Annotated in this window: 11 protein-coding genes and 1 pseudogene; 4 read left to right on the top strand and 8 right to left on the bottom strand. The window is 37.8% G+C overall.

Annotated features, from left to right (window positions below):
• From CXF89_RS16015 to CXF89_RS15995, 5 genes and pseudogenes are all read right to left on the bottom strand, one after another.
• Positions 1–540 (bottom strand): annotated as a pseudogene (locus CXF89_RS16015) (hypothetical protein); the annotation flags it as partial.
• An 11-nt stretch (positions 541–551) separates the two neighbouring features.
• Positions 552–935: a DUF3192 domain-containing protein gene (locus tag CXF89_RS16010; RefSeq protein WP_024591078.1), complete on the bottom strand. Its 384-nt coding sequence runs from the start codon at positions 933–935 to the stop codon at positions 552–554.
• Positions 936–1005: 70 nt separating this feature from the next.
• Positions 1006–1779, bottom strand: a complete 774-nt coding sequence (xni, locus tag CXF89_RS16005; RefSeq protein WP_024609155.1) for a flap endonuclease Xni — start codon at positions 1777–1779, stop codon at positions 1006–1008.
• Between the two features lie 10 nt (positions 1780–1789).
• Positions 1790–3133, bottom strand: a complete 1344-nt coding sequence (gene ppnN, locus CXF89_RS16000; RefSeq protein WP_007580678.1) for a nucleotide 5'-monophosphate nucleosidase PpnN — start codon at positions 3131–3133, stop codon at positions 1790–1792.
• A 65-nt stretch (positions 3134–3198) separates the two neighbouring features.
• Positions 3199–4734 (bottom strand): GGDEF domain-containing protein, encoded by a 1536-nt coding sequence (locus tag CXF89_RS15995; protein WP_121955160.1) that lies wholly within the window; start codon positions 4732–4734, stop codon positions 3199–3201.
• A gap of 204 nt (positions 4735–4938) precedes the next feature.
• Here CXF89_RS15995 and CXF89_RS15990 point away from each other — a divergent pair, with 204 nt between their 5' ends.
• From CXF89_RS15990 to CXF89_RS15980, 3 genes are all read left to right on the top strand, one after another.
• Positions 4939–6726: a M61 family metallopeptidase gene (locus CXF89_RS15990; protein ID WP_121955159.1), complete on the top strand. Its 1788-nt coding sequence runs from the start codon at positions 4939–4941 to the stop codon at positions 6724–6726.
• 180 nt (positions 6727–6906) lie between these two features.
• Positions 6907–8997, top strand: a complete 2091-nt coding sequence (locus CXF89_RS15985; RefSeq protein ID WP_121955158.1) for a bifunctional diguanylate cyclase/phosphodiesterase — start codon at positions 6907–6909, stop codon at positions 8995–8997.
• Positions 8998–9095: 98 nt separating this feature from the next.
• On the top strand, positions 9096–11267 hold the full coding sequence (locus CXF89_RS15980) for a S46 family peptidase (protein ID WP_121955157.1): 2172 nt from the start codon (positions 9096–9098) through the stop codon (positions 11265–11267).
• 135 nt (positions 11268–11402) lie between these two features.
• On the opposite strand, the gene CXF89_RS15975 is transcribed toward CXF89_RS15980, so the two are convergent.
• The 3 genes from CXF89_RS15975 to CXF89_RS15965 all read right to left on the bottom strand — a co-directional run bounded on the left by CXF89_RS15975 (position 11403) and on the right by CXF89_RS15965 (position 13694).
• Positions 11403–12212: a DUF2971 domain-containing protein gene (locus CXF89_RS15975; RefSeq protein WP_180961415.1), complete on the bottom strand. Its 810-nt coding sequence runs from the start codon at positions 12210–12212 to the stop codon at positions 11403–11405.
• Between the two features lie 89 nt (positions 12213–12301).
• On the bottom strand, positions 12302–12874 hold the full coding sequence (locus CXF89_RS15970; protein WP_121955155.1) for a DUF6037 family protein: 573 nt from the start codon (positions 12872–12874) through the stop codon (positions 12302–12304).
• Positions 12875–13214: 340 nt separating this feature from the next.
• A complete protein-coding gene (locus CXF89_RS15965; RefSeq protein ID WP_121955154.1) occupies positions 13215–13694 on the bottom strand; it encodes a hypothetical protein in 480 nt (159 codons plus the stop codon).
• Between the two features lie 369 nt (positions 13695–14063).
• Between CXF89_RS15965 and CXF89_RS15960 the strand changes: the two genes are divergently transcribed.
• Entirely contained in the window at positions 14064–15335 is a 1272-nt protein-coding gene (locus CXF89_RS15960; RefSeq protein ID WP_101162859.1) for an O-acetylhomoserine aminocarboxypropyltransferase/cysteine synthase family protein, read from the top strand.
• The last annotated feature ends 42 nt before the right edge of the window (positions 15336–15377 follow it).

Genomic DNA, 15377 nt, shown 5'->3' with positions numbered 1-15377 from the left:
AGCAATTAGTGTTATGCCCCCATCGTAAAGCATTATTTTAGGAGCACTTACCAATGCTTGTTTATATTTACTTAACTTAGCTAATAATTGCGTAACGGGTTTGGCAGAATCGCCACTGGATAACATTACTTTTGCAGCTAACTGATGACGCATTTTCCATATGTTTTTATCGGAGTCTTGAAAAGGTGTTTGCTCACAGAGCTTGTTTAATTGCGCTCCAACACATAAATGCTCAATGAGTGAAGCCGCTATGTATAGCTCGCTTAGGGCATTGTTATAGTGTTGAGATTTACAAAGTGCAGCGGTTATTACACTCTGACTAACAACTAAGTTGGTGGCATAAGAATAATTAGGATTATAAAGTGTTAAACGAGCTTGTAATGCGAATGGCTGTTCGCTATAGAGCACTCTATATTGCTCAGCTAGCTTACTTGCCATGGGGTATAAGGCTGTCCATTTTTGTTTATTGTTATAATAGCTTAAAAACAGCTGCGTATTATTAAGCAGCTGCTCTAAAGTAGTTGAAACAGCTTCATCCATTAAACCTTCACCTAATTTTGTTCTTGATATTTATTATATGCACTAGGACCCCATAAAAATAGCTGCCCATTTTTAAATAATAACCCAGTACATTCATCCATAGTGGTTATACCGTCAGATGTTTTATGCTGTGTACGGTAAAAAACAATCTGAAATACCTGTTCACCATCTCGTTTGGCATAAGTAAGGTCGGGGCTGCCTAAATAATCAAGCACAGTATTTAGTGTTGTTGGCTGCTCAAGTGATAGTTTTTCGATATAACGTTTATTGAAAGCCTCTCGGTCTTGCCAAATCATAGCCTGAGGATCGTCTTTATAAAAGGTGATCACCAACGCTGCTATCAATGCATATAGCCCTAAACCTAAGATTAAATATCGGATAAATTTTTTCAATATGGTTTACTCTAACTCCGGTAACTAATAAATAGTATACGTTTTGTAATGTTTAGAGGCTATTAACTTGCGATTAATTAAGCCTTAACTGCTTTAAACTAAAGCCTAAATTTATATCGGTGCGTAAACTAACCAAGTGCTTTGAGATTACGTACATATCCATATTAGCGGCTAACTTTGCTTTAATACTCGGGCTTAGAGACTCATCTTCGGCCGCATGCTCAATTGAATTATAGTTATTAACTATTTGCTGCGCAGACTTAGTGCCTATTCCTTTTACTCCCGGAATATCATTTGTTTTATCACCAGCCAAAGCCCAAAAATCAACGAGCTTATTTTGCTCAACACCAAAACGCTCTTTTATACTTGTCTCATCTAAATAGAGTTTTTTAAAATAATCATAAACTGTAATGTAGGGGCCTATATAGGGTAAAAAGCCTTTATCAGTAGAGACAACAGTATTAGCTATTTGATTATTTGATGCCTTAAACGCAAGCGTTGCAATAATGTCATCGGCTTCATCGTTAATAGGCTCAAATACAACAATACCGGTTTCTTCTATTGCGGTTTTAAAGTGCTCTAAGGCATCTTTTAGCACTTGAGGCATTGGGGCACGGGAGTGTTTGTAGTCTTTATAAAAATGATAACGCCAGCTTTTGTCACCATCAAATACCGCAATCGCATGGGTTGCATTACTTGTATCTAAAAGCTTTTTACACGCATGAGCTACACGTGCACAGCACGTTTGTATCATTTGCTCATCACTGTGATGTTTTTGATTAGCGTCAACGGCGTAAATGCGCCTAATTAAATTAAGCGCATCAATAAGAAGTAAATGGGGTTTCAAACTATAAAACTCATGCTTTTATTTTGTAACACGGAATGTATTTGCTGCCAGGGAGTTTCATACGGCCTTGATCAACAAATGCTTGTAATAACGTATCCATATTTTCCATAAGGGCAGGCTCGCCACTTAAAATGTATGGACCGTTTTGCTTAATGGCTTTAACGCCTTCGTCTTTTACATTTCCAGCTACAATACCTGAAAAAGCTCTGCGTAAATTAGCCGCTAATAACTGCTTTGGTTGATCAAGATGTAAATCAAGACTTGCCATATTTTCGTGTGTTGGTGCAAAAGGTTGTTGAAAATCGTTATCGATTTTTAACGTCCAGTTAAAGTAGTAGGCATCGCCTTCACTTTTACGGTAATCACGAACATTGGCCATAGCCGATCTTAGCTTTTGCCCAACTAACTCAGGATTATCAATAATAACTTCAAACTTATCTAATGCTTCTTTACCAAGCGTCATTTCAACAAATTCACACAGCTCTTTAAAGTACGCTTCACTTTCTTTAGGGCCAGTTAAAATAACAGGCAAACATTGTTTGGTGTTATCTGGATGAAGTAATATCCCTAATAAATATAGCAATTCTTCAGCAGTACCTGCGCCTCCAGGAAAAATGATAATAGCGTGAGCTGTTCTTATAAAAGCTTCAAGGCGCTTTTCAATGTCAGGTAAAATAACTAATTCGTTAACAATAGGGTTTGGTGGCTCTGCAGCAATAATGCTTGGCTCTGTTAGGCCTAAGTAACGGTTATTGGTATTGCGCTGTTTTGCATGGCCAATAGTGGCACCTTTCATTGGGCCTTTCATGGCACCAGGGCCACAACCAGTACAAATATTTAATCCACGTAAGCCCAGTTCGTAACCTACTTGTTTTGTGTATTTATATTCAACTTCGTTTATTGAGTGTCCGCCCCAGCAAACAACCATACTTGGTTCGCTATTAACACGCAAAGCACCTGCATTTCTGAGCATATCGAACACCATATGAGTAATGGCTTTTTGCTCTTTTAAATCTTTTTCGTATTTTTGACAAATAAACAAAATATCGCGAATAACAGAAAATATATGCTCGTGAATTCCGGTAATTATTTCGCCATCAACAAATGCGGTTTCGGGTGGGTTTTCAAGCTCAATTTTAATACCTCGTTCGCGGCTTACTAAACGAATATCAAAATCTTTGTATTTGTCGTATATATCGCTACTTTCGTCGGTATGGCTACCTACATTAAGCACTGCTAGTACGCAGTTTCTAAATAACTTATAACGCTCACTAGCAGAAGATTGCTCTAATAAATCAACTTCTAATTGCGACAGTAAATCTAAAACCCCAGTTGGGTTTAACTGTATTAACATAGACGTTCTCCTTACTGCTAAATCGTAAAAAACTACTTGTCATAAAATCTATAATGGCTATGACATTATTTACTGGTACAAAGTCTATCTCGTCCTGAGTTTTTGGCCTCGTAAAGAGCATCATCTGCTCTATCAAATGCCTTTAACAGAGTATCGCCTTTTTTAAACTGAGTTGCACCTACCGAGATAGTGATCTCAATTTGTTTTTCTCTAAATTTAAAAGGTATATTTTTAATTACCTTTCTTACTTTATCCAGAGGTAATGTTGCGTTTTCTAGCGATACACCTGGCATTAACAATACAAATTCTTCACCGCCGTAACGCGCTATAAAATCGGACTTTCTTACCGATTTTTGCAACGCTTTTGATATAACCTGTAAGGTAATGTCACCTGCGGTGTGGCCAAATCTATCATTGATAGATTTAAAGTGGTCAACATCAATAACCGCAAGCGTAACATCTGATGGCTGCACATTAAACAAATGCATTTCGTGATTGTAACGTTCATCAAATGCAGCTCGGTTAGGCAGTTTTGTAAGCCCATCAAGTAAACTTTTAAAGCGCTGTTCGTTTAAGCGTTTTTTATACGTTGTTAACTTATCTTCTAAAGTAACAATTCGTTTGTTTATTTCACTAAAGCTAGTGCTAAGCATTTCTCTATCTTTTCGTTCTAACTTTTCTTTTGCTAGAAAATCTTCGCTTAGTGATTTTAATTCGTTATCTACGAGTTCTTTTAAAGATGAGATTGACGTTGCTTTTTGTGTTTGTTCGTTGAGGTTTTTAATTTTTAGTTCAATGCTTTTATTCAACGAATCAAACTCAATACTCATCGATTCTGAGTGTCTACTAGTAGAGACAATAGAATTATGTAGATCTTCGAGGGTTTGATTTAATGAAACTAAAAAGCTTTGTGCAGATTTGCGCTCTTTGCTAATGTTTTTTACTACGACTTCAATTATCTTTATCGCGACATCGAGTAATGCGTCGATTGTGTCACTTTCTGTAATATTATTTTTTATACTATTAATTTGTAGTGTAGCTTCTTCTTCAAGTATAAGTTCGTTAGCTAGCTCAAGTAGTTTTTTTGCACGAGCCTGTTTTACAGGGCCCTGATTATCGGCTTGAGGGTCTTGCTTAGTTAGCAATGCTTCATGATAAAAGAGAATAAGTTGATCAAGTAGCGGAATATAACCATGGGTTGATTGAACGTTATTAATCTCTTGATCGAGTAAATTTCTCAGGGCTCTGCGAGTATCGTCTGGTAAACCTTTAGTTTTTTGTAACTGTTTACCTGCATTTTGTACACTGTTGAATAAATCACGTTGCTGAGCTTGCTGAATCGATTCTTGATTTTTAAGTAATATCAAAGTTTCACTAACAAGGGGAGAGAGGTCTTCAAAGCTCATACCTTTATTGAGTACACTTCTAAATTTAGCAAGGCGATTATCTAACTCAATATCAAGCCCTTTACAGCTTAGCGAAAGTTTAGCTGCAAAGTCGCACAAAATATCCACTTGATGTTTGCGTGCACTCTCAATAGCCATACGAGCATCAATTGCTTGTTTGAGTTTTTTATCTGTTGGATTAGATCTTTCAGACACCTAAGCGTACCGCCATCAAATTAATTTTATTATCTTCAGTTTACAACAAATTTTTATTATGTGTAGTTATCTAGTAAAAAACTTAGAAATTTTAATAAGCTACTACGTATAAACTCGTATACGGGGCAATTTGTCGTATTTAATTCACTTTTAAATAGGGGCTTGCTAGTCTTGCAGGCAATTAAGTTTCCACTAAGAGTCTCTATGAAAAAGTTATTAGCCCTATCTATTTTAGCTGCATGTTCAGCACCTGTATTTGCCGATGTAAATTATTCTTTAGAAATCTCACAACCACAACATCATTTAGGCGATGTAAGTGTTGAGTTTCCAAAAACAGCGCAAGCACATCTTGATATAAAACTTCCTGCATGGCGAACGGGTCGCTATGAAATGCTAAACCTTGCCAATGGTGTTCGTTATTTCAAAGCTAAAGATGAAGATGGCAAAGAGTTAAAATGGGAAAAAATTGACCATAGTACATGGCGTGTTCACCTTAATGAGCCAACAGAAGTTAATGTTGACTACCAGGTGTATGCAAATGAGCTTGGTAAGCGCGCTCGCCACATTGACGACAGCCATGCATTTATAGATGCATCAGGCTTTTTTATGTTTAGTGAATCATTCCGCCAAGAGCCAGTAACCGTTAATTTAGAGGTACCTAAAAAGTGGCGCTCTGTATCGGGTATGGATAATTTAAAAGGCAAAAATTCATTTAAAGCAGCAGATTACGACGTACTTGTTGATTCACCAATCGAAACGGGTATTAACCAACTACACACATTTGAAGTAGATGGCCGTGAATACGATTTAGTTATATGGGGCGATGGTAACTACGATGTAGAGCAAATGCTTACCGATCTTAAAAAATTAGTTGCTACTGGTAATGTAATTTGGGATGGCTATCCATATGAACGTTATGTATTTATGGTACACGCTACGTCGGGTGCTGGTGGTGCAACAGAGCATTTAAACTCAACAATTATTCAACGTCCACGCGATAGATTTGGTAGCCGCGAAGATTACCTAGCCTTTATTAGCACCGCTGCGCATGAGTTTGTTCATACATGGAATGTTAAAGCATACCGCCCTCAAGGTTTAGTGCCGTACGATTACACTAATATGAATTACTCTAAACTGCTTTGGATTGCAGAGGGTTCAACAAGTTATTTTGAAGATCATTTAATGGTTCGCTCTGGTATTGAAACCACAGATGAATTTTTTAAAGTGATGAGTAAAACCATTAATCGTCATTTACAAACACCGGGCCGTGAAGTGCAAAGCGCAAGCGAAACAAGCTTTGATAAATGGATTAACCAAGGTGGCGATCATGCACGTAACTACAGCACCAATATTTATTCAGAAGGTTCGTTAATTTCACTTGCTTTAGATATCGACTTGCTAGAAAAAAGCCAAGGTAAAATAAGCTATCGCGATGTTCACAAAGCACTTTATGACAATCATAAAATACCAGCAGGCTTTACAGACGTAGATGTGCTTAATATTTTAAAAGATTTAACCGGGCGTGATTACTCTAGCTGGTGGCAAGACAATGTAGAGTCACCTGCAAGTATCAACTTTGACGACTTACTTACTAAAGTAGGCTTGAAATTTGAGCGCCCTGAAAAAGCAAAAGCGCTTGCAAGTATTGACGCTACTGCTAAAAACACGGGCGAGTTACTTACGCTAAGTTACGTTCGTCGTGATGGTAGTGCGTGGAAAGCAGGCTTAACTACCGATGATAAAATTGTCGCTATAAACAAACATCACGTAGGTAAAGATTTAAAAACCAGCTTAGAAACGTTTAAAAAAGGCGATAAAGTAACTATTGACTATCTTCGTCGCGATGCTCTTGAAAGCTTAACATTAGTATTATCAGAAGAGTTTGATAAGCCTAAAAAAGTAGTTGCTGATAAAGAGGCAACGTCTGAGCAAAAAGCACTATTCAAAGCATGGATTGGCGTGGAACATCCAAATGATGTGACAAAAAATTAAACTCAGTTTTTATAGTGTTTAAATATAAATAACTACCATTAAAAAAAGAGCTTCGGCTCTTTTTTTGTTTTGCATAATGACGTATAAAATGTATATGGAAATTTAACATTAAAGTTAAATTTAATTATTATTTAGTATTTCTCTATTATTAAATAAAATTATTATGGATATAGCCTCAAAATGAAATCAGATAACCCGACTTCAAACTTAACCCATCAATTTGTAATTAACGACTATTTGCATCAGTTATTTGATGCAGTAAATGTTATTTCTGTTCAAGGTTATGACAATGAACGTCGTGTTATTTATTGGAATGAAGGCAGTGAGCGACTTTATGGCTATACCAAAGAAGAAGCCATAGGGAAAAAAATAGAAGATCTTATAATTCCAGAGCCAATGTGTGAATTTGTTATTGACGCGCACAGTGATTGGGTAAAAAAAGATATAGAAATTCCAGCATCTGAAATTATCTTACAAGACAAGGATGGAAACAACGTATCGGTTTTTTCCAGCCATGTTATGTTTACAAATCAATATAATACAAAACAAATGTACTGTATTGATATCGATTTGTCGGATGTGAAAAAAGCACAAGCAGAGGCTTCATTTAATGAGGATATGCTAAAAACCATTTTTGGGGCAATCCCTGATTTATTTTTCTTGATGGAAAATGATGGAACTATCCTAGAGTATCATGCGAGCAATGAAACCGATCTTTATACCAAGCCAAAGCAGTTTATTGGTAAAAAGATGGGAGATGTATTACCTGAGGAAGTAGCCAAAAAATTTGAAAATTATATCAGCCTTGTATTAGAAAAAGAGCAGATGATGAACTTTAAATACGAGCTAGCTTTGCCCCATGGGCTCGTTTTTTTTGAAGCAAGAATAAATAAAATAACAGAACATAACCAGTTAATGGTTATTATTCGAGATATTACAGAACAGCATAAATCAGATGAAATAATTAGACATCAAGCGTATTACGATAGTCTAACTTTACTCCCAAATCGTTTTTTAGCACTTGATCGTTTGTCGCAATTACTTATTGAAGCACAAAGAAATAACGAAAAAGCGGCAGTACTGTTTTTGGATTTAGATGATTTTAAAAAAATAAACGACTCTTTAGGCCATGAAACAGGAGACAAACTTTTAATTGAATCAGCGCAAAGGCTGCAAGAGGCACTTCGAAAAGACGACACGGTAGGGCGACTCGGTGGAGATGAGTTTATCGTATTACTACGAGGTATAACTGATCACCATGCAGCGCTAAAAATTACTGAAAAGCTGCTCAATAACTTTAGAGCTCCTTTTAAAATTGAAGGCCGGGAGCACATACTTACAGCGAGTATTGGTGTAGCCATATATCCTGAAAATGGCACTACAGTCGCTGATTTACTACGAAATGCCGATACAGCAATGTATCAAGCAAAATCATATGGTCGTAATACTTATTCATTTTTTACTAAAAAAATGAACGTAATTATTCAGCGCCGACTAGTAATAGAAGAGCAGATGCGTAACGCCCTTGAACGCAATGAATTCGAGCTATTCTACCAGCCCCAATTTGACGCCAAAAATAAACACATCATTGGTGCAGAAGCGTTATTACGTTGGCATAACCCTGTATTAGGTAACGTAACACCCGATGAGTTTATACCTATTGCCGAAAATACAGGATTAATTGTACCTATTGGCAAGTTTGTCATTAGCCAAGCTTTACACTTTTTAAACACATGGCAAAGTACCTGTAAACGCCAACAAAAATATACAATGGCTGTTAACTTATCTCCTCGCCAATTTAGAGACGTAGGGCTGCTCAGTTTTATTCAAAACTCATTGAGTGAAGCAAACGTAAACCCCGAAAGTTTAGAGCTTGAAATAACTGAAGGTGTATTGATGAGTTGCCACACTAATGTTGTTGATATACTGACTGAAATTACTGCATTAGGCATTAACTTATCAATGGATGACTTTGGTACAGGTTATTCATCATTAAGTTATTTGAGAGAATACCCTTTTAATGTACTCAAAATAGATAGAAGTTTTATTGACGGTATTGTATTAAACAATGAAGACCGTAATCTCGTAAAGGCAATTATTGCCATGTCGCACAGCTTAGGACTGACAGTGGTAGCCGAAGGTGTAGAAACAAAAGAGCAGCATACTTTATTGAACGAATTGGGTTGTGATTTTATGCAAGGCTTCTATTTTAGTAAACCAATACCAGCAAAACAGTTTCTTGATTTTTCGATGAATTTTGATAAAAAGTAAGATTAAACACTCGATTGTAACAAATCATTGCACGGCTATTGACCTCATTAGCTACTGACGAGTAACTTGTTATAGAAACAAATAAAAAGGATTCTATAATGCGTTTAAAACCTCTTGTAGCTACATTAGTAGCCACATTTTCTTTATCACTTTCAAGTAGTGCCTTAGCCGACGAAGGCATGTGGCAACCACACCAACTTCCAGAATTAGAATCAATTTTAAAAGCCAAGGGGCTTGAAATTGATGTTGAATCTATTTCTAAATTAACCGAATTCCCAATGAATGCGGTAATTAGCCTAGGTGGTTGTACAGCATCGTTTGTATCGCCTAAAGGTTTAGTTGTGTCAAACCATCACTGTGTTTATGGCTCGGTACAATACAACTCAACACCTGAAAACAACATTTTAGAAAATGGCTTTTTAGCTAAAAGTCCTACAGAAGATTTACCTGCAGCGCCGGGCTCACGCGTATATGTAACAAAAACGGTTACCAACGTAACAGATGAAGTAATTAAAGGTACTAACGAGCTATTAGCAAAAGCACGCTACGACGCACTCGAAAAAAATGAAAAAGCGCTAGTAGCCCAATGTGAAGCCGACGAAAGCTATCGTTGTAATGTGTATTCGTTTCATGGTGGTTTAGAATTTTACCTAATTAAGTCACTTGAAATTAAAGACGTACGCTTAACTTATGCACCGGCAATGGGCGTAGGTAAATACGGCGGCGATATAGATAACTGGATGTGGCCGCGCCACACAGGCGACTTTGGTTTTTACCGCGCTTATGTAGGCAAAGATGGAAAACCTGCAGAGTACAGCGAAGACAACGTACCTTACGTACCTGACTCTTACCTAAAAGTAAGTGCCAAAGGCGTGCAAGAAGGCGACTTTGTAATGGTTACAGGCTACCCAGGGCGTACTAACCGCTACCGTATAGCAACAGAGGTAGATAACGTATTTAACGACAGCTACCCTAAAGCACGCGTTCATAACTCAAAATACGTGTCGCTTATTGAAGAAAACTCAGAAGACGGCAGTAAAGCGCGTATTGCTTACGAAAGCACCATTGCAGGTTATAACAACTATATTAAAAACTATGGTTCGATGATCGAAAGCTTCAAAAAAGGCACTATGCTTGAGCGCAAAAAACAGTTTGAGCAAGAGTTAACACAATGGATCAATAGTGATGGTGAGCGTAAAGAACAATACGGAAGCGTATTAGGTGAGCTATCTGAGCTAATTGCGCAATCACAAGAGCACAGTGAACGCGACCGTATGTTAGGTTATGTGCACCGCTCACAAATGATCAGCACAGCACGACGTTTATACCGCTTAGCTTACGAAAAACAAAAGCCAAATAGCGAACGTGAATCTGGTTATCAAGAACGTGACCTACCGCGCATTAAAGCAGGGCTTGAGCGCATGACGCGCCGTTATGATAGCAAAGTAGACAAAGCTATTTTACTGCACTTTTTAGAGCTGTATGCAGCACTTCCAAAAGAAGAGCGTTTTAGCGACGTTGATAACGTATTTAAAGTACAAAATGGGTTTGATAAAGCAACCCAAAGCGCGTTACTTGATAGCATGTATGAGCAGTCAAGACTCGATAATGCCACTGTTCGCAATTCATTATTTGAGCAATCGTTTAGCCAGCTAAATCAAAGCCAAGACCCATTTGTGCAGTACGCTAAAGCAATATTTAAAGTAATGAAAGCACAGGAAGATAAATCAAAAGCACTTGCAGGTAAATTACAAGCCGCTCGCCCAGAGCTAATGAGCGCAATCATTGCGTTTAACAAAGCTAAAAACAAACCTGTATACGCCGATGCCAACAGCACACTCCGTGTAACCTATGGCACCGTAGGCGGCTACTCACCTCAAGATGGCTTGGTAGCAACACCCTTTACATCGCTTGAAGGATTACTAGCTAAAAATACCGATGTTGACCCATTTAATGCACCTAAAAAGTTACAAGAGCAAATTAAAGCCAAGCTTTACGGTGATTACACGGGCGGTATGAATACAGTACCTGTTAACTTTTTATCAAATGTAGACACTACCGGTGGTAACTCAGGTTCGCCAACACTTAACGGCAAAGCAGAGCTTGTAGGCTTACTGTTCGACGGTGTTTACGAAAGTATTATTGGTGACTGGGATTACAACCCTGAGCTTAATCGCTCAATCCACGTTGATTCGCGCTACATGCTATGGGTAATGGATAAAGTAGATAATGCACAAAACTTGTTAGACGAAATGACAATCGTAAAATAAGTAATTAGTGAGATTAGAGAAGGGCGCTTACCGTAAAGGAAGCGCCTTTTTTGTAGGTGTTTGATTCGCTTATATATGACTGGTAAGTGCCATGATCGGATAATCGAAACCTTAGTCGCTTGTTAGCCTTCGTTATCAGCGAGATATTCTATTTAAGTTGTACATATTTACGAAACTACTTTGATTTTGTTCATTGTAATCAACAATATCAAGTTTAAATTGATGAGAATGAATATATGCTTCACGAACTTTTATGCCAAGGTTACTACACTTTTCATAAACCTCTTTTTTTGTAGCCACAGGCATTTGGCAGCCTAATATTATTGATTTTATCATTTGCGGTTCTAGAGCATAGAAGTACATACCTGACTTCGGTGGAGTCGTAGCTAAACTAATAGGCAATAATAAGCGATGCTCTTGCTCGTATTCCCACTCTAGGGATTTAACAAACCATGACTCAGTATCGTATTCAAGTTCGCTTGGCTCAATGTAAGTTGGACGCTCAAGTGTATATTTAACTTTTCGTAATTCGCCTATGTTTTGGTAGTGATCATCCAGTTTTTTTCCTAAAAGCTCGGTAGCATTTTTATATTTCCCGGTAAAAAACTCAGCATTCTTATCAAGCTCTATACATATACCTTCATGATTGTTAGCGTAGTGAGCCCACATCAAAAGATTACTCTCATCTGAAGCAAAACATAACACTCCAACACTTGCCCTGACACCAGCTAGGGCGTCCCAAGCCATATCGTAATATGCAGCCCCATCAGATAATGTACTAGAGAGCGACATTATTAAATCATGCTCTTCCTTATCAACAGAACTTAGATAATTGCCCATAACCATTTCAAATGGGTCATTGAATTCACCAAATCGAGATAATTTTAAATAGAAATTATCAAAGAATTCAGGTCTATATTGTGTGTATTTGAAAACTGACGTCACAATGAACTCCATGTAGGGTATAAGGCTAACGCCCACTTAAGCCAACTGCTTTGTTCCGACTTGAAGTGCTTGTTATAAGCAATTTACGACTATGGTAACGTAACCTTAATTTCGGAATCTTTTTTGTCCGACCAACAACTACTTATATTTTTTTGTTTGCAACGGAGATACGCCTTTTCACCCAAAAGTTTTCTTGTTTTTTCAAGATTACTATCTTGAACTTGAGTACCCCATTTTGAATTATCTCTCCACCCAATAAAATAAATCTTATCAGCCTCTTCTGCGACCGACTGGTAAGGAGCAATATCTTGAGATTTTACTGCGCTTGAAGTGTTAGCTTTAAGTGGAATTTTTGAATTAAACTCTTTAAAGAAATTCCATGTGCTAAACGGTCGGTTAGGATCAAATTCCAAACCAAGAACCTTACATAGTCTTTTGTATGTATCATTATCAATTTTGGTTTCTATAACGAAGCCATTCAGTACCTCTAACTCAAAACTAAAATTTTCTGCTTTTACCCCAAACAGTAATAAGTATGGCGAACTATCAATAAAAAAGAACACATCGAATGTTGCTTTACCTGCTTTATAGTCAAAGCGATAACGATCGATGTTTTGAGTCTTCATACTTTTGTATAAAGGAATTATTCCATCAAGCTTCATTTAATCTCCATTCTACCGATTGCTTATAACAACTTTATCAGAGCACACTTGCCCTATTTTAGCGCGAAAACGTCCTTATTTTATGAACTTATATTAATAGCAAATAGCGTAAACTATTGCCAATTATAAATATTACTCTTCCTGCGGCTTATATAAACATGTAAAAAAAAGTTTCCTTTTATTCTTACTAAGTTAATGACAACTTACCTGAGTGACTGCTTATTGCTCTTTGCCGAGGTTCGCCTCAGTGCCAATTGTTGCCATTGGTAACATCCAAAACACCGTGCGACGAGGCCGTCTGACTGCCTTTACTTGGTATATAGCTGGCTAGACAATGACATTATCTAGTTACTTTATATTGCCAGACTCGTGTTGGTACTCCTGACCGCTCATCAACACCATCGTGGGAAGGTTCGCCAAATAATTTAGCTGCAATTGCTAAAGAAGCTTCGTTGTCAGTCTCAATTAATGCTTCGATGTAATACTCTTTCCCGTAGCGTTTATGTAAATCTTTTTTAAATTGCTCAAGTATCTTTTCAATAAAAGAAACAGTTAGCCCTTTTCCTCTTAATTCTTCAAGTGTTCCGTAAAACAAACAAAAACACGGAAGATCATTTAGTGGCTGATTTCCATTAAGGACGACAATTTGTTGTACTTTCAATTTTTTTAAGCATGCATACGTATACCTTTCTGCACCTAACGCTATATCTTTCTCTATGAATATGTCATCAGTAAACGGGACACGTTTCATTCTGAAACCTTGTGAAAACGCCTGCTCCAATGTTCTAAATCCTGTCATAGGATTTTGCTCTTCTAGCATGTTAATTCCTTTTGCGATAATTCATGAATTTAACTAGTGCGCTCATCGCGCATATTTCTGCCGACTTAACGCTCATCTATCTACTTTTAACAAATAACCTAAGGTATTACTATCACTAAGTATTCTAAAAATTTTAAGTTAAGTTAAATGAACAAATATGCGCGCAGTGCCCATTTTCATTAATATATGCGCAAAGAGCAGTTTAACCGATCAATTAAAGACGATACTTAGCCAATCTGAATGACCGGTTATCACTCTCATCTGCCTTTAACTTTAATAACCTCACCTCAACACCCTTTAATATATTTCATGTGCATTTTATAACCAAGAAGTGCTAGGTTAGTGGTAAATTAATTGAAGGAAATAATTATGAAATTAGAGTCATTAGCACTGCACCACGGTTACGAATCTGAGCCTACGACCAAATCGGCAGCCGTGCCTATCTATCACACTTCTTCTTATACATTTGATAATACGCAGCATGGCGCTGATTTATTCGATTTAAAAGTACCTGGAAATATTTACACCCGCATAATGAACCCAACTAATGCCGTACTTGAACAACGTATCGCTGCAATGGAAGGGGGTATTGGTGGGCTAGCTGTTGCCTCTGGGATGGCCGCTATTACGTATGCTATTCAATGTTTGTGTGAAGTCGGTACTAATATTGTAAGCACCAGCCAAGTATATGGTGGCACGTATAACTTATTTGCACATACCTTACCTAGGCAAGGTATTGAAGCGCGCATGATTAAAGCCGATGACTTTACCGCGTTCGAGAATGCAATTGACGACAACACCCGTGCTGTTTTTTGTGAATCTATTGGTAATCCTGCAGGTAATATTGTTGATATTGAACGTTTAGCACGTATTGCACATAGCAAAGGTGTGCCGCTTATTGTTGATAATACCGTGGCTACGCCGTATTTATGCCGCCCATTTGAGCTGGGCGCCGATATAGTGGTTCACTCACTTACAAAGTATATAAACGGGCACGGTACTGCTATTGGCGGCATGATTGTCGACTCAGGTAAATTTGATTGGAAAGCGAATGCCACGCGTTTTGCAATGATGAACGAGCCCGATCCGTCGTATCACAATGTGGTTTATACCGAAGCCTTTGCTGAAGCTGCATTTATTGGTCGCTGCAGAGTAGTGCCACTTAGAAATACTGGCGCAGCGCTTGCCCCTAAAAACGCATCTGACATTTTAATCGGCCTTGAAACCTTAGGCTTAAGAATGGATCGCCACTGCGAAAATGCACAGCAGTTAGCTGAGTATTTAGAAAATCATCCAAAAGTGCTTTGGGTTAATTACGCAGGGCTTAAATCAAGCCCGTATAACGAAATGAGTCAAAAAATTACCAGTGGTAAAGCATCCGGTATTTTAAGTTTTGGTATTGCTGGCGGCCTAGAAGCAGGTACTCGTTTTATTGATGCGCTAAACATGATTTTACGCTTAGTTAATATTGGCGATGCCAAGTCGCTTGCGTGTCATCCTGCGTCAACCACACACCGCCAATTAAATGATGAAGAGCTTGCTAATGCGGGCGTAAGCCGCGATTTAATTCGTTTGTCGGTTGGTATTGAAAACATTGCAGACATAATTGCCGATGTAAGCCAAGCGCTCGATAAAGCATAGTTACCTCACTACCTTTCATAAAAAACTTTAAAGCATAAAAAG

The organism is Pseudoalteromonas sp. MelDa3 (assembly GCF_002863625.1).
Taxonomy (GTDB): Bacteria; Pseudomonadota; Gammaproteobacteria; order Enterobacterales; family Alteromonadaceae; genus Pseudoalteromonas; species Pseudoalteromonas arctica.
The sequence above is the reverse complement of the archived record's forward strand: the minus strand, read 5'-3'. Positions and strand labels throughout refer to the sequence as shown.